Source organism: Achromobacter sp. SIMBA_011, assembly GCF_046535435.1.
Taxonomy (GTDB): Bacteria; Pseudomonadota; Gammaproteobacteria; order Burkholderiales; family Burkholderiaceae_B; genus Achromobacter; species Achromobacter dolens.
Genome location: NZ_JAWRWN010000002.1, coordinates 270794 through 292900 on the forward strand (window position 1 = coordinate 270794; position 22107 = coordinate 292900).

The following is a 22107-nucleotide window of genomic DNA, read 5'->3' on the forward strand; positions in this document are numbered from 1 at the left end:
AAATATGAATTTTTTATGAAAAGGCGCAGTCGATGACGCTTTAAGCGGTCTAGGCACCCATGCGCAGAATCGCCCGGCCCGCGTCGCCTTCTTCCAGGCGCACCGGTCCCGGCGCTGCAGATGCCAGATCCGATTCCACGAAGGAAAAGCCGTCATGCCCAGCCGTCGTCACACCCTTGTCCCCTGCCGATCCCCGCGGCGTTCGCGCCGTCCCGCCTGGCGCCTGACGCCGGTGACGCAGGCACTGGCGGTGCTGCTGGTGGCGGGCGGTTGGGGCGGGGCGGCGCAGGCCCAGCCGCGCGCCTTCAGTCCGGGTTGGTTCGCCGACAAGGGCGCGGTGCAATCGACCGCGCAGCGCACCGGCCGCATGCCCGACGGCAGTCTGGCTGGCATCGGCAACAGCGCCCGCCAGCAGGCGCAATCGCGCCAGCAGTTGCAGCGTTCGCTGGACAACCTGAATCGCACGGCGGCGGCGGTGGCCGCGCAGCAGGCGGCGCAGGCGGCGGCGCGCGCTGCCGCGGCGGCCAATGGCTCGGCCGTGCCGGACGGGCTCGCGCCGGGCGGCCTGTGGATCGCCGAGGGCGCGCAGGCCAAATGGGAGGGCGCCAACAAGCCGCGCACCGGCACCGAGGGCGGGCGCCAGTTGGTGACCATCGAGCAGACCCAATCGCGCGCCATCCTGAACTGGGACACCTTCAACGTGGGCCGCAACACCACGCTGCGGTTCCAGCAGAAGGCCGACGACGCGGTGCTGAACCGGGTGGTGGGCGCATCGGCGCGGCCCAGCCAGATCCAGGGTGCGATCCAGGCCGACGGCACGGTGTTGGTGGTGAACCAGAACGGCGTGATCTTCAGCGGCACCAGCCAGGTCAACGCGCGCAACCTGGTGGTGGCCGCCGCCACAATGAGCGACGCGCAGTTCCGCGAGCGCGGCATCTACGCCGACGCCGACGGCACCATTCCCACTTTCAAGGACGCGCTCGGCAAGATCGAGGTGCAGGCCGGCGCGCGCCTGGCCACGGCCACGCCCGGCAGCGCCACGCGCGGCGGCGGCTACGTGCTGCTGGCCGGCAAGGAAGTCCGCAACGCCGGCGAGATCAGCACGCCGCAGGGCCAGGCGCTGCTGGCGGCCGGCGACAGCTTCATCATCCGCCGCGGCCAGGGCTCGGACAGCAACATCGCCTCCACCACGCGCGGCAACGAGGCGCAGGCGGCCGGCGCCGGCCTGGTGCGCAACACCGGGCTGATCCAGGCGCCGCAGGGCGATGTGACCCTGACCGCGCAGCGCGTGGAGCAGGCCGGCGTGCTGGTGTCGACCACCTCGGTGGATGCGCGCGGCTCCATTCATCTGGACGCGCGCGGCAACGGCGCGGCGGTGACGCTGGCCGATGGCGCGGTCAGCGCCATCCTGGTGGACGCCAGCCTGACAACCGCGCTGGACGGCCAGCGCGCGAGCCTGCTGCAGCCGGCCGTGGGCGGCAACACCGCGCTGATCCCCGGCGACGAATTCCGCCGCGACCTGTCGCTGCTGCGCATCAGCAGCCAGGGCACGGTGGACTTCCAGGGCGGTTCGCTGTCGCTGGCCACCGGCGGGCAGGTGGCGGTCAAGGCCGATGGCCGCGCGCTGGTGCGCGACGGCGCGCGCATCGACGTGGGCGGCGCGGTCGGCGTGATCGTGTCGATGGAGTCCAACAACCTCAAGATCAACCTGCAGGGCAACGAACAGCGCGACGCCCCGATCAACCGCGACAGCAAGCTGCTGAACAACAGCGAGGTGTGGCTCGATCGCCGCGACCTGGTGCGCCTGGCGGCGGGCAGCGGCGGCAACGATGCCGACCGCTGGTACACGGCCGGCGGGCTGCTGGAAGTGGGCGGCTACCTGGGCACGCTGGGCGTGCCGGTGAGCCACTGGCTGGCGCAGGGCGGCGTGGTGCGCTTCGATGGCGCCGAGGTGGTGACGCAGGCCGGCTCGGCCATCAACCTGTCGGGCGGCACGCTCGACGTGCAGAGCGGCGAGATCCGCCAGAGCTGGCTGCGCGGCGAGGACGGCCGCCTGTACCTGGCCGACCGCGCGCCGGGCGATCTGCTCTACAGCGGCCTGTACCGGGGCTACGAGGCGGTGTCGCGGCGCTGGGGCGAGAACGCCACGCGGCGCTTCTACAACCCGCTGATCGCGCCGCCGACGCGCTACGAATCGGGCTACACCGTGGGCCGCGACGCCGGCGCGCTGGTGGTCTCGACCCGCAACGCGCTGCTCGATGGCGACGTCATCAGCGACACTTACCAGGGCGACCGCCAGACGCGCGCGCCGGTGGCCGGCCAGGACGGCTACAGCCAGTCGCACCGCAACGCGGCGCGCGCGGCGCAGTTCGTGGTGGGCACCTACAAGCCCTATTACGACAACGCCGGCAACTTCCTGCGCTACCAGCTCGGCGCCGGCGGCGCGGCCGCCGAGGTGGTGGTGGGCCGGGATCTGGCGGGCCGCTCCGCGGGCCTCGAACTGGCCGATGCGCTGCCCGCCGAGATGAAGGGCAAGGTGTTCCTGGACGCCGACCACCTGAACGGGTTCAGCCTGGGCGCCATCCGTCTGGCGGCGACCCGGGCCGTGCGCGTGGACGCCGGCTTGCGCAGCGCCGACGGCGGCGAGATCACGCTCTACGCGCCCACTGTCGACATCAATGCGGATCTGGTCAGCCGCGGCGGCCTGATCCAGGCGGGCAACACGCTGCGCCAGCCGGGCACGGCCGGCCGGCTCGAAGAAGTTTCGCTGCTGCCGACCAATAATGCCAAGGCCGCGCTGCGCGTGGCCGGCGGCGTCGTGCTGGATGCGCGCGGCGTGTGGAGCAACCTGAAGGAGGATCCGGCCGCGCAGCGCGGCCTGGCCGTCATCGACGGCGGCCGCGTGTCGCTGCGCGGCACGGGCGACGTGGCGCTGGCGGCGGGCAGCCTGATCGATGTGTCGTCGGGCGCGGCGCTGCTGACCAGTGGCGCGTTGCAGGGCGGGCGCGGCGGCAGCGTGACGCTGGAAGCCAACGCCGTCAGCACGCAGCCGGCCTCCGGCGGCAAGGTGGCGCTGGCCGGCGCGGTGCGGGGTTACGGCGTGAGCGGCGGCGGCGCGTTCAGCCTGGCCAGCGGCGGCGCCCTCGTGCTGGGCGGCCCCGCCGATGGCCAGGCGGCCGATGCGGTGCGGCTGGATCCGTCCTTGTTCCAGGCCGGCTTTGCCAGCTATGACCTCAACGGCCATGGCGGCCTGCGGGTCGCCGATGGCGCGGATATCGCCGTCGCCATGCCGGTATGGCGCATGCGCCGGGAAGGCGGCGCGCTGCCGCTCACGGGCACCGATCCGGCCGAGGCCCTGTTGCTGTGGACCCCGCCGCTGTACACGGAAGATCCCAAGCGCGGCAGGCTGACCCAGCGTGGCGGCGCCAGCCTGGCGCTGCGCTCGGACCGCGACGCCCTTGGCGGCGTGCTGGAGATCGGCGCGGGCGCGCGGGTGGCGGTGGATCCGGGCCAGTCGATCCGCCTTGCCGGCGGCGACCAGATCACGGTGCTGGGCCGCCTGGTGGCGCCCGGCGGCCTGATCGCTATCCTGGACACTCGGGTGGACTCGCAGCAGAACTACACGCCCAAGGCCAACGGCCGCTCGGTGTGGATCGGCGAGAAAGGCGTGCTGGACGTGGCGGGCGACAGCCACGTCGCGCTGGCCACCGACGGCCGCCGCTATGGCGTGGCGCGCGCGGGCGGCAGCATCGAGATCGGCGGCGCGCTGGACTGGGAGGCCGATGCCTACGCCCCGCGCCGGCCGATGGACCGGCACCTGATCCTGCGCCCCGGCTCGCTGCTGGACGCGTCGGGCGCGCAGGCGCTGGTGGACCTGCCCGGGCGCGGCGCCACGCTGCTGGCCTACAACGGCGGCAGCATCGTGCTGGCGTCGGCCAACAGCCTGTACCTGGACGGCGACCTGCGCGCCATGGCGGGCGGGCCGGGCGCGGTGGGCGGAACGCTGGGCGTGGCGCTGGCGCCGGCCTTCTACCAGAGGAACCTGGCCGAGGCCGCGGTGTTGACGCCGCGCGTCCTGACGCTGTCGCGGCAGAAGGGGGCCTCGCTGCTGCCCGCCGGCCTGCGTCCGGGCGAGTCTGGCGCCGACCTGCGCTATGGCGCCGGCGGCCTGGGCGTGGACCAGGTCCAGGCCGGCGGCTTCGGCAACCTGGCGTTGTTCGCGTCGGTAAGGGCCGACAGCGGCCTGACGCTGGCCATGCCCCAGAGCCTGCGCCTGTCGGGTCCGCTGATGTTGAGCCAGAGCGCGCCCGAGGGCAGCGTGGTGGCCCTGTCGGCCCCCTACCTGTTCCTGAATCACGCGGCCTATGCGCCGCCGCTGGGATCCGACAGCGTGGTGCAGGTCGGCATGGTGGCGCCGGACTGGCTCAAGCGCGGGCATCGCCTGGTGCTGGACGCCGGCATGATGGATCTGCGCGGCATGCGCGACTTGCGCAGCTTCGATGACGTCCAGGTCAACCTGGCCGGCGACCTGCGCCTGACGGGCGTGTCCGTGGGCCAGGACTTCAATGGCAACACGTTGCTGGCCGCGCCCAACCGCCTGACCATCACCGCGGCCCAGATCTATCCCGCCACCGGCAGCGGCGGCGGGATTGCGGCGGGCGAATACTACGGGCAAGGGGGCGGCAATGCGCTGAAGAATCCGGAGGCGGTGCTGACCATCCGGCGCGCCACGGATGCAATGCCCGAGGTGCCGTATTCCGCCTTCGGTTCGGTGACGTTGTCGGGGCCCAATATCGTCCAGGGCGGCGTGGTGCGCGCGCCGCTCGGCTCGATTGTCTTCATGGGGCCCGAGGGCGCGCCGTCCAGCGTGCGTTTCCTGGCCGGCAGCGTAACCTCGATCAGCGGCCAGGGGCTGGTAATGCCCTATGGCGGCACCACCGACGGCATCAAGTACCTGTACGGCGGACAGGAGATCCGGGTCGCGGGCGTGGGCGGCAATGACCTGAACGGCGCGCCGTCCCGCATGATCCAGATCAACATGAAGTCCATCGCGGCCGACGCCGGCTCGCTGCTGGACCTGTCCGGCGGCGGCGAACTGACCGGCGCCGCGTTCGTGCGCGGACGCGGCGGTTCGGTGGACGTGCTCAAGTACGCCATGGCCGACGCCAATCCCGGCTTCGGTTTCAGCAAGTCCGGCAGCGCCGTCTATGCCATCGTGCCCGGCTTCGGCGGCGACTATGCGCCGGCCACCAAGGACGCCGCCATGCCCGCGTACGGCCAGCGCGTCACCATCGGCGCCGGCGTGCCGGGGTTGCCGCCCGGCACCTACACGCTGTTGCCCGCCAATTTCGCCATGCTGCCGGGCGCGTTCCGCGTCGAGGCCGGCGCGCCGGGTGTGTTCGACGCGGCGCGGGCCGCGCCGACCCGTGGCGGTTCCTGGGTGACCACGGGCCGCATGACGGCGCCGGGCGTCGATCCGGGCGCGGTGCCCGCCAGCCAACTGCTGGTGACGCCGGGCGCCGTGGTGCGCCGCCATGCGCAATACAACGAGACCTCGTACAACGCTTTCCTGGTGGCGAACGCGGCCCGCACCGGCACGCCGTTGCCGATGCTGCCGGCTGACGCGGGCATGCTGCGCCTGAAGCTGACGCCGGGGGCGGGCCGCGAGGGCACGCCGGCCCTGGCGTTCGGCGGCGAGGCGCGCTTCGCCGCGGCGCCGGGCAGCAGCGGCGCGGGCGGCACGCTGGCCGTGGACGTGCGCGGCGGCGGCCTGGAAATCCTGGGCCCGGGGCAGGCGCCGGCCCTGGCCGGCCCTGGCGTGGCGGTCTCGGCCGACGCGCTCAATGCCTTGCGTCCGGCCCGCATGGTGCTGGGCGGCGTGATAGGCGCCTCCACCCAAGCCGATTCGCTCGGCGCGATCAGCCTGGGCGGCGACTCCCAGCGCGTGCTGGTGCGGGGCGGCGCCCGCCTGTACGCGCCGGAGCTCGTGCTGCTGGCGCCCTCCAACGGCAATATCACCGTTGAGCAGGGGGCCGTCCTGTCCACCGTCGGGCTGGGTGCGGCGCCGCAGGACGCGCGTGGCGGCTATTACTACTCGCTCCAGTCCAACGGCGCGCTGGTCCTGTCCAATGGGCAGGTCAACCTGCGGCCCCCGGCGCAGGATGGCCGCGTGGCCATCGACATCGGCGCCTGCGCGGGCGTCTGCGCCGGAACCACGCGCCTGGTGTCGGAAGGCACGATTGGCGCGGCCACCAACGGCGCCTTCACCTTGCGCGACAACGTCGAGTACGGCACGCGCAACCTGATGCTGAGCGTGTCCGGCCTGAACCTGGGTTCGCCGCAGGCGCTGGCCCAGGCTGCGGCGGCAGGACAACTGCCGCCCGGCCTGGCGCTGGACCAGGATGCCCTGGCGCGGCTGCTGCGCGGCAATACGGCGCTGGGCGCGCCCGCGCTGGAAAGCCTGATCCTCAATGCGGGAGAGTCCATCAACGTCTATGGCGCGGTGACGCTGGACACGCGCGCCGCGGCCGGACCCTCCGCCTTGCGGCGGCTGGTGCTGGGCGCGCCGGCCGTGTATGGCTACGGCGCGGCCGGCGACACGGCGCGCATCAGCGCGCCGGAAGTCGTCTGGGCGGGTTCCGTCCAGGCCACGCCGGCCGGCAATGTGCCGCTGGGCTACGACACGCCCGCCGCGCCGGGCGGCGCGGTGCTGGACCGCCTGGGCGACGGCAGCCTGACCATCGCGGCCGACGTCATCCGCTTCGACTATTCGCCCTACACCCTGCCGGCCTCGCTGGTGCCGGCCAACCGCCTGGCGCTGGGCTTTGCCGCGGTCAACCTGGAGGCGGCCCGGATGATCACGGGCGGGTCGACCGGCAACCTGCAGGTCTACCACAAGCAGAACGGCTACGTGACGGGCGAAGGCTGGCGCTACCAGGGCGGCGATCTGACGCTGCGCACGCCGCTGTTGACAGGCGAGGCGGGCGCGACGCTGGCGTTGCGCGCCGGCGGCACGCTGGCGCTGACGGGCACCGGCGCCGTGGCGCCGGCCCGCGATGTGCTGGGCGCCACGCTCGACCTGAAGGCGCGGCGCGTGACGCTCGATTCGACCGTGGCGCTGCCGTCGGGCAAGCTGAGCGTCAAGGCCGACGAGGACATCACGCTGGCGGGCGGCGCGCGCATCGACCTGTCGGGCCGCGCTTTCACGGCCTACGACGCGGTGCGCTATAGCTGGGGCGGCGACCTCGAACTGAACAGCGTGGCCGGCAACATCGTCCAGGCCGCCGGCTCGGTCATCGACCTGTCGGCGCGCAACCAGCGCGGCGGCCGCATGCAGGCCGTGGCGCTGGGCGCGGCGGGCGGCCGCGTGGCGCTGGACGGCGCCGTGCTGGGCGGGGCCAGCGGCGAGCGCGATGCCGGCGGCACGCGCGTACCCTATGACGGCGCCGAGATCACCCTGCGCGCGCAGACGCTGGCGGATTTCGCTGGCCTGAATCAACGTCTGAATCAGGGCGGCGTCACCGGCGCCCGCCGCTTTCAGGTCAAGCAGGGCGACCTGGTGGTGGGCGACGAGGTGCGCGCGCGCGTGGTCGAAATCAGCGTCGACGGCGGCAGCCTGACGGTCAATGGACGCATCGACGCCAGCGGGCGGCAGGTCGGCAGCATCCGCCTGGCGGCGCGCGACGACCTGCGCATCAACGGCCTGCTGGACACGCATGGCGAACGCCTGCGCCTGGACAGCTATGGCAAGGTCATCGACGCCGCCAACCGCGCCATCATCGAACTGACCTCGCGCGACGGCACGCTGGCGCTGGACGCCGGCGCGCGCTTCGACCTGCGCGCCGGCTCCGACGACCCGAGCCGCCTGGGCGGCCGCCAACTCGGCACGCTCGACCTGAATGCGCGCCGCCTGGGCGGCGGCGCGGAACGCGGCGCGATTGCCGGATCGGGCGATGGCGCCAATGACGTGGCCATCCGCATCACGGGCACGCCGCAGATCCTGGGCGCCAAGACCGTCGCCGTGAACGCCTTCCGCCGCTACGATGACGCGCCGCTGGCGCCCAGGCCCGACGTCAGCGGCAAGACGCCGCAACTGATCACGCAGGCCTACCTGGACGGCATCGATGGCGAGAGCGTGGCCTACATGAACGCCGCGCTCGGCAATGGCGCGCTGACCGCCCGGCTGGCGGCGCTGGGCCCGTATCACCTGCGGCCCGGCGTCGAGATCGTCAGCGCCACGCCCGATGGCAACCTGACGGTGTCGGGCGACATCGACCTGTCGAACTACCGCTACGGCCCCAACGCCAACCGCGCGGTGGCCGCGCTGCGCGGCTACGGCGAGCCCGGCAAGCTGGTGCTGCGCGCCGGCGGCGACCTGGCCATCCACGGCAGCATCAACGACGGGTTCGCGCCGCCGCCCGAGACCATCGACGACAGCGGCTGGAAGCTGGTCGAAGGGCGTTTCCTGGACAATGGCCAGACGCCGTTCGGCGAGGATCTGGTGGTGCCCATCGATGGCGTCCAACTGGAAACCGGCACCATCTTCCCGGCCGGCCGGGCGCTGAACTACGACCTGCCGGCGCAGGCCGCCACGCTGCCGGCCGGCACCGTGCTGCCGATGGCGGCGACGCTGAACGGCCCGCTGGCGCTGCCCGCCGGCCTGGTGCTGACCGGCGACCTGACGCTGGCCGACGGCCGCGTGCTGCGCGCCGGCACGGTGCTGCAGGAGGCGCTGGCGCTGGGCGCGGGCGCCCGCCTGGGCGCGGGCTTCACGCTGCGCAACGAAGCGGCGCTGCAGGCCTTCACCTGGCCCAAGGGCGTGCCCCTGCCGGCGGCGCTCAAGGCCAGCGCGCGCCTGGACCTGGCGCGCGGCTCGCTGATCCCGTCGCAGACTTTCATCGAACTGCCGGGCCATCAACCCATCAACCTGCGGCCGGTCGGGCCGGATGGCCGCCAGGGCCGCAACTGGGCGCTGGCGCCGATGCTGGGCGAAGGCGCCAGCGCCTGGAGCCTGATGGCGGTGGCGGGCGCGGACCTGACGGCGGCCGACATGGCGGCGCGCCGGCCGGACGGGCAGGGCGACATCATCCTGGCCGACACGCATTACGGCCGGCTGGGCTTTGGCACCAAGACCATCACCAGCGTATTCATCGGCGACCGGGGGCTGACACAGACCGCCATCGACGAGTTGGGATTGGACCAGTCCCTGCTGGGAACCTCGCCCAAGCCCATTGCCGAAAGCTTCTTCATGAGCGAGGACGACTTCTGCAACGGCACGGGCTACTGCGAGGCGGCTTCGCGCACGCTGACGCTGGAGGGGGCGCTGCTGTACTTCGGCGACCCGGCCTACGTCGGCTATTCGGTCAGGAAGCTGGCGCAGGAATGGTTCATGGATGAGAACGAGGTGTGCTTCGACGTCAGCTATTGCGCAGGCGGCGGCCGCACCGAGACCACGGTGAAGCGCGACTACCGCTACGGCGACCGCGCGCCGCTGTTCAGCGTGCTGCGCACCGGCACCGGCGACCTGTCGCTGCTGGCCGGGCGCGATGTCGGCATGGCGTCGGTCTACGGCGTGTACACGGCCGGCGCGCCCTCGTCGCTGGGGGCGCCGCTGGACGCGCGCTTCAACCTGCCGCGCGGCACCACCGACGATGACGCCGTGCTGGGCACCATCCAGCACGACGGCAAGTACGACGCGGCGCTGGCCGCCTATCGCGCCTGGTACCCGGACCAGGGCGGCAACCTGACCGTGGCGGCGGGGCGTGACATCTACGGCGATGCATGGAGCGCGAATTCCATGAACGCCCAGCGCTATGGCACTCAGGATGTCGAATACACCAAATACCCCAGCGCCGCGCTCAGCAACTGGCTGTGGCGCCAGGGCAGCGTGGGCATGCCGGGCGTGAACGACATCGCGTCGAGCTGGTGGATCAATTTCGGCACGTACGCGGCCAATGCCTCGACCAACAGCCAGCAGCCGCGGGTCGTGGGTTTCACCGGCTTCGGCACCCTGGGCGGCGGCAATCTCAGCATCAGCGCCGGACGCGATGCCGGCGTGCGCGATGCGCGCGGCGACGCGCTGCTCAACAACAATCTGGCATCCGGCCGTTCGCAGGCCCTGGTGGCTGTGGTGGCCGGCACCGGCCGGGTGGTCGACGGCGACCTGGTGTTGACCGGCGGCGGCGACATGGATCTGCGCATCGGCGGCGCGTACAACCCCAATCTGCGCGCGATGCAGCAGACCGACGGCAGCGCTGGCACCGGCACCGGCCATGCCGGCAACTTCGAGGATGTCGATCTGAACGGGCTGCTGGTCAATCTGCGCGGGCAACTGGCGCTGACGGCGGGCCGCGTCGGCGGCATCTCGCTGTTCTATGGCGACGGCGCTCAGCTACGCGCGCCCGATATGTCCGCGGTGGGCGGCGGCAAGCCCATGGGCGGGCCGCGCCTGCTGCTGGGCGATGCGGTGGCCTCGCTGGATACTCGTGGCGACCTGGTGCTGGCCGACGCGCCGGACCCCGGCCGCGTGCGCCAGATCAACACCAGCCCCTACACCCAGGGCAGCCTGTCCAAGGGCGGCGGCGCCGAAAGCTGGTTCACGTTGTGGACGCCGGCCACGGCCATCGACCTGTTCTCGGCGGGCGGCAACCTGACGCCGCTGACCACCAACAATACCTTCAAGCCGGGCACCGACCTGCTGACCGATGACACGACCCGCGTCGGCGCGCAGCGGCAGGTGAACTACCTCTATCCGTCCAAGCTGGGCGTGACGGCGGCCGGCGGCAATATCATCCTGGCCGCCACCACGCGCGAGGCGGAAAACGTCAATCACGTGCTATTGCTGGCGCCGTCGTCCAGCGGTGAATTGTCGATGCTGGCCGGCGGCTCGATCTTCGCCGCGGGCGCGCATGCGGTGTCGATGTCGGGCACGGATACGCCACTGCCGACACCGTGGCGTCCCGGCTTCATGGCCATCAATGCGGGCGAGAACAACGACCAGACCATCTTCAATGTCTCGGTCGAGGGCAACAAGGTCTGGCAGAACTCGCCCAAGCCGCTTTTCACGTTCGGTCCCAATACGCCATTGGATGCGTCGCCGCGCGAAGGCGGAATGGCAGTGGCGCGCTTCCATGCCGTGGATGGCGATATCGTCGGCCTGCGCGCCGGCGCCGAGACGCGGATCATGACGGATACCTTGCAGGGGCGGCCGCGTACCGTGCTGACCTGGTACGAGGCCGCGCTGCCGGTCTCGGTGCGGGCGGGGCGCGACATCCTCGGGATGAGCGCCCTGGGCCTGCACAGCAATGCCAACGACCTGTCGCAGGTGAGCGCCGGGCGCGACATCGTGCGGGCCGACCTGAAGGTGGCCGGTCCTGGCGCGCTGCTGGTGCAGGCCGGCCGCAACATCCGCCAGGACGATGTGGCCAGCGTGGTCAGCCTGGGCGCCGTCGTGCGCGGCGATGCGCGTCCCGGCGCCGATATCGCGGTGCTGGCGGGCGTCGGGCCGCAGGGCCCGGACTACGCCGGCCTGCTGGCGCGCTACCTGGATCCGGCACGCGCGCTGGCCGCGGGCCAGACCCTGGGGGCCTATCCCGATCGCGTGGCGCAGTCCTATGCCGGCGAGCTGTCGCTGGCCGGCTGGCTGCGCCAGGCGTACGGCTACCAGGGCGACGAGTCGGGCGCGGCGGCCGAACTGGCGCGCCGCCAGGGCATGCTGGATGCCGAGGCGGCGGCCGATCCGGCGCGCAAGCGCCGCGACCTGATGCAGGACTATCGCCAGGAAAGCGAGCTGCACCTGGTCAACTGGCTGCGCCTGCATCATGGCTACGCCGGCGGCGAGGACGGCGCGCGCGCCGCGCTGGACGCGCTGGCGCCCGCGCAGCAGGGCCTCTACGCGCGCCAGTTGTACTTCGCCGAATTGCGCAAGGGCGGCCGCGAGTACAACGAGCAGGGCGGCCCGCGCACCGGCAGCTACCTGCGCGGCCGCCGCGCCATCGCGGCGCTGTTCCCGCAGACCGACGCCGAAGGCGCGCAGCGCCTGTACCAGGGCGACTTCACCATGTATGGCGGCGCCGGCCTGCGCACGCAGTTCGGCGGCAACATCCAGGTGCTGACGCCGGGCGGCCAGCAGGTGCTGGGCATCGAAGGCGCGGCGCCGCCGGCGACGGCGGGCGTGGTGACGCAGGGCCAGGGCGACATCCAGCTCTATGCGCTGGGCAGCGTGCTGCTGGGCCAGAGCCGCATCATGACCACCTTCGGCGGCCACATCCAGGCCTGGTCGGCCGAGGGCGACATCAACGCCGGCCGCGGCGCCAAGACCACCGTGCTCTACACGCCGCCCAAGCGCGTCTACGACGCCCTGGGCAACGTCACCCTGGCGCCCACGGCGCCGTCGACCGGCGCCGGCATCGCCACGTTGGCGCCGATCGCCGAGGTGCCGGCCGGCGACGTCGACCTGATCGCGCCGCTGGGCACCATCGACGCGGGCGAGGCCGGCATCCGCGTGTCGGGCAACGTCAACGTCGCGGCGCTGCATGTGGTCAACGCGGCCAACATCCAGGTGCAGGGCGACAGCAAGGGCATTCCGGTGACGGCGGTGGTCAACACCGGCGCGCTGGCCTCGGCCAGCGCGGCGTCCTCGGCCGCGTCCGGCGCGGCCGAGGACTCGGCGCAGCGCGCCCGCCAGCAGGCGCGGCAAAACCAGCCGTCCGTCATCAGCGTGCAGATCCTGGGCTATGGCGAGGAACCGCTGGCCGGCGCCGGCGCCGCGCCGCAACCGCGCGCGGCCACGCCGTCCTACCGTCCCGACGGCGTGGTGCAGGTGCAGGGCGTGGATAGCGGCGGTTGACGCCGGGGGGCGGGCGGTCGGCAAAAAGCCGGCTGCCAGTCACGCCATCGTCATGAAGATGGCGCGTGAAAAGCGGCTCAGGGCCCGGCGAAAACCGGGCCCTGATGCTTTTCCGCGCGGCTTCTCCCCGGCCCGCGCTGTTTCATGAAATTTTTCTTACAACGCGCAGTCCGCGCCGCCCGGGAACGTCTAGTAACAAGCAGAAGCTGTAGACGCGGGTATGCGGGCAGAAAACCGTAACGGGATTGTCGCAAACGCGCTGCACGGTAGCGGCCGGTGCCAGACCGGCTATCACACAAGGAACTGAGTGCATCGCTATGCATGATTTCGAGAGCAGGGGCGGCGCGCTGCGCGCCATGATGCGCGGCGCGCCGGTGGCGGCGGCGCTGGCGCTGGCCGCGAGCGTGGCCGGGGCGCAGCCGGCGCCGGCCACGCAGGAGGCGCGCCGCGTCAACGTCAACGAATACATCGCGCGCGGCAACACCGTGCTGGATGCCCGCGACATCGAGAAGGCCGTCTATCCCTACCTGGGACCGGACCGCACGCTGGCCGACATCGAGGCCGCGCGCGAAGCCTTGCAGGCCGTCTACCAGGAACGCGGCTACCAGTCCGTGTACGTTGACCTGCCCGAGCAGCAGGTGGCCGACGGCATCGTGTTCCTGCAGGTCGCCGAGACCAAGGTCGGCCGCGTGCGCGTGGTGGGGGCCAAGCACTATTCGCCGCTGGCCATCCGCGACGAGGTGCCGGCGCTGCGGGAAGGCGAGGTGCCCAACTTCAACCAGGCGCAGGCCGAGCTGACCGGTCTGAACAAGGGCGCCAGCCGCCAGGTGGTGCCGCTGGTCAAGGAAGGCCGCATCCCCGGCACCATGGATGTGGACCTCAAGGTCGAGGACAAGAACCCGTGGCACGCAAGCCTGGGCCTGAACAACGACTACAGCGCCGACACCACGCGCCTGCGCAGCACGGCGTCGCTGGGCTACGACAACCTGTGGCAACTGGGCCATTCGGTCAGCCTGACGTTCTTCACCGCGCCGCAGGAAACCGACAACGCCAAGGTCTGGTCCGGCTCCTACGCGATGCCGCTGGACAAGCAATGGAGCCTGCAGTTCACCGGCTACAAGAGCGACAGCAACGTGGCCACCATCGGCGGCACCAATGTGCTGGGCAAGGGCTACTCGTTCGGCATGAGCGCCATCTACACCCTGGCGCCGCAGGGCGATTGGTACAACTCGCTGTCGGTCGGCCTGGACTACAAGAAGTTCGACGAGACCACGCGCTTTGGCGGCAACGAAGACCTGATCCCGCTCAAGTACGTGCCGTTCACTTTCTCGTACAACGGCTACCGCTATTCCGAGTCGTCGCAGAGCAGCGTCGGCCTGTCGATCGTGGGCGCCAGCCGCTCGTTCTTCGGCCTGGGCAGCGACTGGAAGGAATTCGACGACAAGCGCTACCGCGCCAGCCCCAGCTTCGCGCTGCTGCGCGGCGACGGCACTCACACGCAGAACCTGTTCGGCGACTGGCAACTGGGCCTGCGCGCCGGCTTCCAACTGGCCTCGGGCGCGCTGGTCTCGAACGAGCAATTCTCCGCCGGCGGCAGCACCAGCGTGCGCGGCTACCTGGCCGCCGAGCGCACCGGCGACGATGGCTTCCTGGGTTCGGTCGAGTGGCGCACGCCGTCGCTGGCGCGCTGGCTCGGCAGCAATGTCAACGAGTGGCGCTTCTATGCCTTCGCCGATGCGGCCACGCTGCGCCTGCGCGACCCGCTACCCGAACAGGACGCCAGCTACTCGCTGGCCAGCGTCGGCCTGGGCACGCGCCTGCAGGTGCTGGACTGGCTGTCCGGCTCGCTGGACTGGGGCTATCCGCTCAAGGACGGCCCCAACACCAAGAAACACGATCCCCGACTGAACTTCAGCGTCCGCGCCAGTTTCTGAGCGCGCGCGAAACCGTATTTATCCCGGAGTCCTGACCATGCAACGCTTATTGATGCTCCTACTGACCGTGCTGGCCGGCGTGCTGCCGTCCGCCGCCAACGCCTGGTGGCAGCCCGACTGGCAGTACCGCAAGCAGATCACCGTCGACAGCACGCCGCAGGGCGCGCCGCTGGGCGCCGCCGCCGGCCGCGCGCCGTTGCTGGTGCGGCTGCACACCGGCAACTTCACCTTCGACGGCATCAACGAGAAGGGCGCGGACATCCGCTTCGTGGCCGGCGATGACCAGACCGTGCTGAACCACCAGTTGGAAGCGTTCGATCCGCTGCTGGGCATGGCGCTGATCTGGGTGGACCTGCCGGCGCTGGCCGACGGCCAGCGCCAGGACATCTGGATGTACTACGGCAACCAGAAGGCGCCGGCTTCGGCCAACGGCCAGTTGACCTTCGACCCGAACTACACGCTGGTCTACCACTTCGACGGCGCGGCCGGCGCGCCGCCGCGCGACACCACCGGCAACAGCAACAACGCCCAGACGCCCATGGCCGCCGCGGTAGACGGCGTGATCGGCCGCGCCGCCCAATTCGCTGGCGGCGCGCCGCTGATGCTGCCCGTCAGCCCCTCGCTGGCCGTGCCCGCCGCGGGCGCCTTCACCTTCAGCGCCTGGGTGCGCGCCGACCAGCCGGCCGGCGAGCAACTGGTGTACGCGCGCCGCGACGGCGGCAACGCGCTGCTGATCGGCATCAACCAGGGCGTGCCCTTCGTCGAAGTGAACGGCCAGCGCAGCCAGCCCGGCCAGTCGCTCACGCCCGCGGCCTGGCAGCACCTGGCCGTGACCGCCGATGGCAGCCAGGTCACGCTGTATGTGAACGGCCGCGCCACCTCATCGCTGGCCGTCAGCCTGCCGCCGCTGAACACGCCCGCCGCGCTGGGCGGTGACGTGCCCGCGCCGGCGGCGGCCACCGCGCCCGCCAACGCCGACGCCGCGCCGGCCGAGGCCGCCGCCGCGCCGGCGCCGCGCGTGTACGCGCCGTTCGTCGGCGCCATCGACGAAGTGCGCCTGTCGCGCGTTGCCCGTCCCGCCGCGCTGATCCTGGCCGACGCGATCTCGCAGGGCGCCGAATCGCGCCTGGTGGCCTACGGCAACGACGAGGAACAGTCGGGCTTCGGCTTCGGCGGCCTGGGCTTTTTGCTCAAGGCGGTGCCGATCGACGCCTGGGTCATCATCGCCATCCTGGCGCTGATGATGGTGCAGTCGTGGATCATCATGATCAAGAAGAGCCGCAACGTGGCCCGCGTGGCGCGCGCCAACGAGGTCTTCCGCGAGTCCTTCGCCAAGGTCGGCCAGCGCCTGGAACTGCTGGCCGACGACAAGGCCCTGGCCCAGCGCCTGGAGCACGCCTCGCTGTGGCGCCTGTATCGCGTGGCGGTCAATGAAATCCGCACCCGCCGCGAGCAGGGCGCCGACACCAGTTCTATCTCGGCCGCCACCATCGAAGCCATCCGCGCCTCGATGGACGCCGTCCGCACCAAGGAAAACCAGTTGCTGGGCGCCAGGCTCGGCTCGCTCTCGAACGCCATTGCCGGCGGCCCGTACATCGGCCTGCTGGGCACGGTGCTGGGGATCATGGTGGTGTTCCTGGGCACCGCCATGGCCGGCGACGTGAACATCAACGCCATCGCCCCGGGCATGGCCGCCGCGCTGCTGGCCACCGCCATGGGCCTGTTCGTCGCCATCCCGGCGCTGTTTGGCTACAACCGCCTGGTCTCGCGCAACAAGGAAATCGGCGCCGACATGCGCGTGTTCGTCGACGAGTTCGTGACGCGCCTGGCCGAAGTGCATGGCGAAAGCCAGGCCCAGGAAGCCGCCCACCACGGCGGCGCGCGCGCGCCCGTCGCCAGCCGTCCGGCCGTGCGCGATGCGCAGCCGGCCGCCGCCGAAGCATAAGGAGACGACCCCATGGCTTCCGTATCCGCTTCCCAGGACGATGACGACGACGCGCCCGTGGACGGCATCAACATCACGCCGCTGGTCGACGTGCTGATGGTCGTGCTGGTCATGTTCATCCTGACCGCCACGGCGCAGATTGCCGGCATCAAGGTCAACCTGCCCAAGGCCAGCTCGTCCATCGCCCTGTCGCAGCCCAAGACGAAGGCGATTTCCGTCAACGACGCGGGCCAGGTGTTTCTGGACGCCTACCCGGTGACCCTGCCTGAGCTGGAAGACCGGCTGCGCACAGAGAAGGCGCTGAATCCCGACTTTCCGGTGATCGTGCGCGGCGACGCCGCTGTGCAGTACCAGAAGGTGGTGGAAGTGCTGGACCTGCTGCGCCGGCTGGAACTGGCCCAGGTCGGGCTGGTCACCGGCAAGCCGAAATAAGGGGCCGAGGCAACCGTCATGCCGCACCACGCATCCGATTCCCCGCGCGCCCCCCATCCCGCGCGCCGCTGGCTCAAGCTGGCGGCGGTGGCGGTGGTGTTGATCGCCGCCGCCTACGCGCTCTGGCGCTGGGCCAACGACATGGCCGGGGTGCGCCGCGACGCGCCCAAGGTCACCGCGATCATCCCGCTGCCGCCGCCTCCGCCGCCGCCGCCCGAGCCGGAAAAGCCGCCGGAGCCCGAGCCGCCCAAGGAAGAGCCGGTGGCCACGCCCGAACCCGAGCCGCAGCCCACGCCCGAACCGCCCAAGCCGCAGGACGAGGCGCCGCCGCGTCCGGCCGACGACCTGGCCAACCCGATGCAGATCGACGGCGATGCCCAGGCGGGCAGCGACGCCTTCAACATCGGCGCCGGCCAGGGCAAGGGCATGGCCGGCGGCGGCGGCGGCCGCGCCGGCAACGCCACCTACAGCCAGTACCTCGCCTACGCGCTGCAGAAGATCCTGCGCGAAGACGAGCGCACGCGCAATCTGACCTTCCGCCTGCAAGCCAACATCTGGCTCACGGCCAGCGGCCAGATCACGCGTGTCGAACTGACCCGTTCCAGCGGCGATGCCGACGTCGACGCCCGCGTGGTGGCGGCGTTGCGCGCGGTGCCGGGCCTGGATGAACGTCCGCCGGCCTCGGCCAGCATGCCGATCCGGGCATCGCTGACCGGCCGCCGCCCCTCCTGAAGTGCTGAATTGAACCGATCCTGGAGTGCCAAGAGAATGAAGTTCCAATTGAACCGGTTGGCGGCATCGCTGGCCCTGGCCGCGGCGGGCGCCGCCGTGGCGTTGCCGGCCACGGGCAACGCCGCGCCCGCCCCGTCCGAGAACGCCACCATCAACCTGATCCGCCTGCTGGTGCAGCAGGGCGTGCTCAAGCCGGAGCAGGCCGAGGCCCTGGTGGCCCAGGCCGAAGCCGAGGCCAAGGCCGCCCGCGCCGCGCCGCAGGACCGCGGCGCCGCCGTGGCCCAGGCGGGGGACGTGCGCGTGCCCTATATCCCGCAGACCGTGCGCGACCAGATCCGCGACGAGGTCAAGGCGGAAGTGATGGTGCAGGCCAAGGCGGAAAACTGGGCCCAGCCGAATACCTTCCCCGATTGGGTGTCGCGCATCACCATCGACGGCGACGTGCGCGTGCGCGACGAGTCGCGCCTGTACTCGGGCAACAACAGCAACGAAATCGTCGACTTCGCCAAGCTCAATGCCAAGGGCCCGTACGACCTGAACCGCAACACCAACGGCAACTACCCGCCGATGCTGAACACGCGCGAGGACCGCCGCAACCAGTTGCGCATCCGCGCCCGCCTGGGCGTGCGCGCCGACATCTCGGAATCCTGGACCGCGGGCATCCGCCTGGCCACCGGCAGCGACGACAGCCCGGTGTCGACCTCGCAGACGCTGGGCGGCGGCATGGGCAAGAAGGACATCTGGCTGGACCAGGCCTACCTGACCTACCGCCCCGCCAAGTGGGCCACGGTCACGGGCGGCCGCATCGCCAACCCGTTCGAGTCGACCGACATGCTGTTCTCGAACGACCTGAACTTCGACGGCATTGCCGCGATCTTCAAGCAGCCGCTGGAAGGCCGCGACGTGACGCTGTTCGGCACCCTGGGCGCCTTCTCGACCGAGTACGGCTCGAACGGCTGGAACTCGTCGTCGTTCTCCGAGGGCAAGAGCGAGGACAAGTGGCTGCTGGCCGCCCAGGCCGGCGCCGACTGGAAGATCGACAGCCGCAACAGCCTGCGCGGCGCGCTGGCCTACTACCATTTCGACAACATCGCCGGCAAGCGCTCCAGCGCCTGCTCGCCCTGGGCCGGCCAGGAGAACTGCGACACCGACTGGTCGCGTCCGGCCTTCATGCAGAAGGGCAACACCCTGTTCCTGCTGCGCAACATCACGTCCAACCCGCTCGACCCCGCCAACACGCCGCAGCCGCAATACGTCGGCCTGGCGTCCAAGTTCGACCTGCTTGACCTGAACCTGCGCTGGGACACGCGCGTGTTCGACGGCCTGGGCCTGCGCCTGAACGCCAATTACCTGCGCAACCTGGCCTACAGCAAGAGCAAGATGGCGAGCCGCTCGCAAGGCCAGCTCGTCAACAACGTCGGCGAGAACGGCGACATCGAAAGCGGCCCCAACGCCTGGATGCTGCAGGCCACGCTGGGCCGTTCGTACGACCTGAAGGAGAAGGGCGACTGGCTGGCCTTCGTCGGCTACAAGTACATCCAGCCGGACGCGCTGCCCGATGCCTTCAACGATTCGTCGTTCCACCAGGGCGGCACCAACGCGCGCGGCTACTACATCGGCGGCGGCTATGCCTTCGACAAGAACGTGTACGGCGTCCTGCGCTGGATGAGCACGCGCGAGATCTACGGCGCGCCGCTGTCCATCGACACCATGCAGTTCGAGATCAACGCCAGGTTCTGAGGCCATGGACATGCATAGCTTATGGGATGAATCGAGCCCGCCCCGGGCATTGGGGCGCGGCCGGCGGCTGGCCGCCGCCGCGGCCCTGTGCGCCGCCGGCCTGAGCGTGGCGCTGCCGGCGCACGCCGAAACCATGGAAGAGCGCCTGCGCGCCCAATTGCGCAGCACCACCCAGCAACTGCAGCAACTGCAGAGCGAGCAGGCCCAGGTCAATGCGGCCAAGGCCGCCGCCGAGGCCCAGCGCGACGCCGCCCAGAAAGAGCTGGAGGCGCTGCGCGGCCAATTGGCCAAGGCCAAGGGCCAGGCCGAGAAGCTGGCCGAGCAGCAGGGCGCGGTCATGGAAAGCGCCCAGGCGCAGGTGGCCGCCAGCCACGCGCAGTTGGGCAAGTTCAAGGGCGCCTATGACGAACTGCTGACGCTGTCGCGCGCCAAGGAGACCGAACGCCAGACCCTGGCGCGCGCCCTGGCGCAGCGCGACACCGAGGCCAAGGCCTGCGTCGCCAAGAACCGCGAGATGTACGAGGCGGGCAAGGAGATCCTCAATGCCTACGAGCGCATCGGCGCCGGCGGCATCCTGGCCATGAAGCAGCCTTTCGCCGGCAGCGCGCGCGTCAAGTTCGAGGAGCAGGCGCAGGCATATGGCGACAGGCTGTACGACGCGCAGGTCGGCGCCGCCGCGCCGCCGGCGCCGCCGGCCCAACCCTGAGCGCCAGGGCGCTGTCTTATCTCTTTCATGCAGGGAGACTGTAATGAACGGCTTTGCCTGCGGACCGATCTCTCTGAATTGATCTCTTTTACCTAGGAATGACTGCAATGACCGACTCCAGCCTGATTCTCGACGTGAATGTCGAACGCCTGCAGGAACTGCTGCAATCCGCCGGCTATCGCGTCACCGTGTCCGAGCAGAACGGCATGGTGCAATTGCTGAGCGCCAGCCAGGGCGTGGGCTTCGCCGCGCGCATGGGCAACCCCGCCGTCGAATCCGGCTGCTACCTGGACTACACGCTGAGCTGCGCGCTGCGCGTGCAGGGCGAACTGCCGCCCGGACTGGCCGAGCGCTGGAACGTTGAAAAGCGCTTCGCCCGCCTGACGCTGCAGGGGGTGTTCCTGGTGCTGGAACTGGACGTGATCCTGGCCGGCGGCGTGTCCGAGAACTACCTGCGCGCCACCGTCGAGCTGTGGGACCGCCTGTTGCAGGAGTTCCTGCTGTTCCTGCGCGCCAACGCCTCCGCCGAAGCCGGCGCCGATACCGACGCCGTTGAACCGCGGCAGGACGCCGCCACCGAGGCGCTGAACTGATCCATCCGCCCGGCCCGACGCCTGGCGTTCGGGACGGCAACGTCCCCAACCCCCCAGGCCGCCGTGGCGGCGAATGGCGCATCCAGGCAAGCGAGGTTCCGACCATGAACATTCTCCCCAATCAGCCCGCGCGGCTGCGCGTGACCGCCGCGGTGCTGCTGATCGCGTTGCTGGCCGGCGCGGTGGCGCTGATGCGCGGCAGCCCGGCGCAGAGCAGCGAATCCAGTCCCGTGCCCGCCAAGGCGGCGGCCGCGCCGGAAAAGGGCGCGGCGCCGGCCGCTGCCGCCGCCGCCCAGCCGGCCCCGGCAAAGGCGCCAGCCGTGGCCACCCTGGGCGCGGTGCAGGTGGACCGCGACGAACTGGCGCGCCAGCTCGAATCGCTGCCGCCCGAGGCCCGGGCCCAGCTCAAGGGCAATCGCGCCGGACTGGACCAGTGGCTGCGCGCGCGCCTGGCCGAAAAGGCGCTGGTCGAGCAGGCCCGCGCCCAGGGCTGGCAGGAGCGACCCGAGCTCAAGCGCGCCTTCCAGGCGGCGCAGGAGCGCATCGTGCTGCAGACCTACCTGGATTCGGTCAGCCGCGCGCCTGACGACTATCCGGCCGAGGCCGACCTGCGCGCCGCCTACGAGCGCGCCAGGCCGCAACTGGCGCAGCCGGCGCTGTACCGCGTCAGCCAGATCTTCGTGGCGGCGCCCCTGGGCGACAACGAGGCCGTGGCCGCCGCGCGCAGGCAGGCGCAGGACCTGGCCAGGCGCGCCCAGGCGCCCAAGGCGGATTTCGCGGCGCTGGCCAAGAGCCATTCGCAGGACGCTTCGACCCGCGCCCAGGGCGGCGACATCGGCTACGTGCCGTTGGCGCAGTTGACGCCCGAAATGCGGCCCGTGGTCGAGCCGCTCAAGCCCGGCGAGGTGGCGGCGCCGGTGCAGTCGGCGGCGGGCTTCCATATCCTGAAGCTGGTGGACCTGCGCCCGGCCAGCGTGACGCCCTACGAGCAGGTCAAGGACGAGTTGCGTGCCGCGTTGCGGACCCAACGCCAGGAACTGGCGGCGAGGGCTTACCTGGAGGGGCTGCTGAATGCAGGAACCGTCAGCATTGATGGCGCGGCACTCAATGCCGCGTTCGACCAGAGCGCGGCCGCCGCGTCCGCCCAACCCGCCGTCGCCGCTCGCGCGCCCTGAATC

9 protein-coding genes are annotated in these 22107 nt (G+C 71.2%); all 9 read left to right on the top strand.

Annotation, left to right across the window (positions count from 1 at the left end; genetic code table 11):
• Positions 1–154 precede the first annotated feature (154 nt).
• Entirely contained in the window at positions 155–12847 is a 12693-nt protein-coding gene (locus SB816_RS08480) for a filamentous haemagglutinin family protein (RefSeq protein WP_410546801.1), read from the top strand.
• Between the two features lie 317 nt (positions 12848–13164).
• Positions 13165–14781 carry a ShlB/FhaC/HecB family hemolysin secretion/activation protein gene (locus tag SB816_RS08485; RefSeq protein WP_410546802.1) on the top strand — a complete coding sequence of 539 codons (1617 nt, stop codon included), beginning with the start codon at positions 13165–13167 and terminating at the stop codon, positions 14779–14781.
• Between the two features lie 37 nt (positions 14782–14818).
• Complete coding sequence (locus SB816_RS08490; RefSeq protein WP_410546803.1) at positions 14819–16726, top strand: DUF2341 domain-containing protein; 1908 nt, start codon at positions 14819–14821, stop codon at positions 16724–16726.
• 12 nt (positions 16727–16738) lie between these two features.
• Positions 16739–17158, top strand: coding sequence for an ExbD/TolR family protein (locus SB816_RS08495; RefSeq protein ID WP_054417402.1), 420 nt, complete (start codon positions 16739–16741; stop codon positions 17156–17158).
• Between the two features lie 18 nt (positions 17159–17176).
• Positions 17177–17890, top strand: coding sequence for a TonB C-terminal domain-containing protein (locus SB816_RS08500; protein WP_410546804.1), 714 nt, complete (start codon positions 17177–17179; stop codon positions 17888–17890).
• Between the two features lie 36 nt (positions 17891–17926).
• Complete coding sequence (locus SB816_RS08505; protein WP_395756768.1) at positions 17927–19630, top strand: putative porin; 1704 nt, start codon at positions 17927–17929, stop codon at positions 19628–19630.
• Between the two features lie 10 nt (positions 19631–19640).
• The gene (locus tag SB816_RS08510; RefSeq protein ID WP_410546805.1) at positions 19641–20336 is read left to right on the top strand and encodes a DNA repair protein; all 696 of its coding nucleotides are present in this window, start codon (positions 19641–19643) and stop codon (positions 20334–20336) included.
• A 107-nt stretch (positions 20337–20443) separates the two neighbouring features.
• Positions 20444–20929: a YbjN domain-containing protein gene (locus tag SB816_RS08515; protein WP_175190221.1), complete on the top strand. Its 486-nt coding sequence runs from the start codon at positions 20444–20446 to the stop codon at positions 20927–20929.
• 104 nt (positions 20930–21033) lie between these two features.
• Entirely contained in the window at positions 21034–22104 is a 1071-nt protein-coding gene (locus SB816_RS08520) for a peptidylprolyl isomerase (protein ID WP_410546806.1), read from the top strand.
• The last annotated feature ends 3 nt before the right edge of the window (positions 22105–22107 follow it).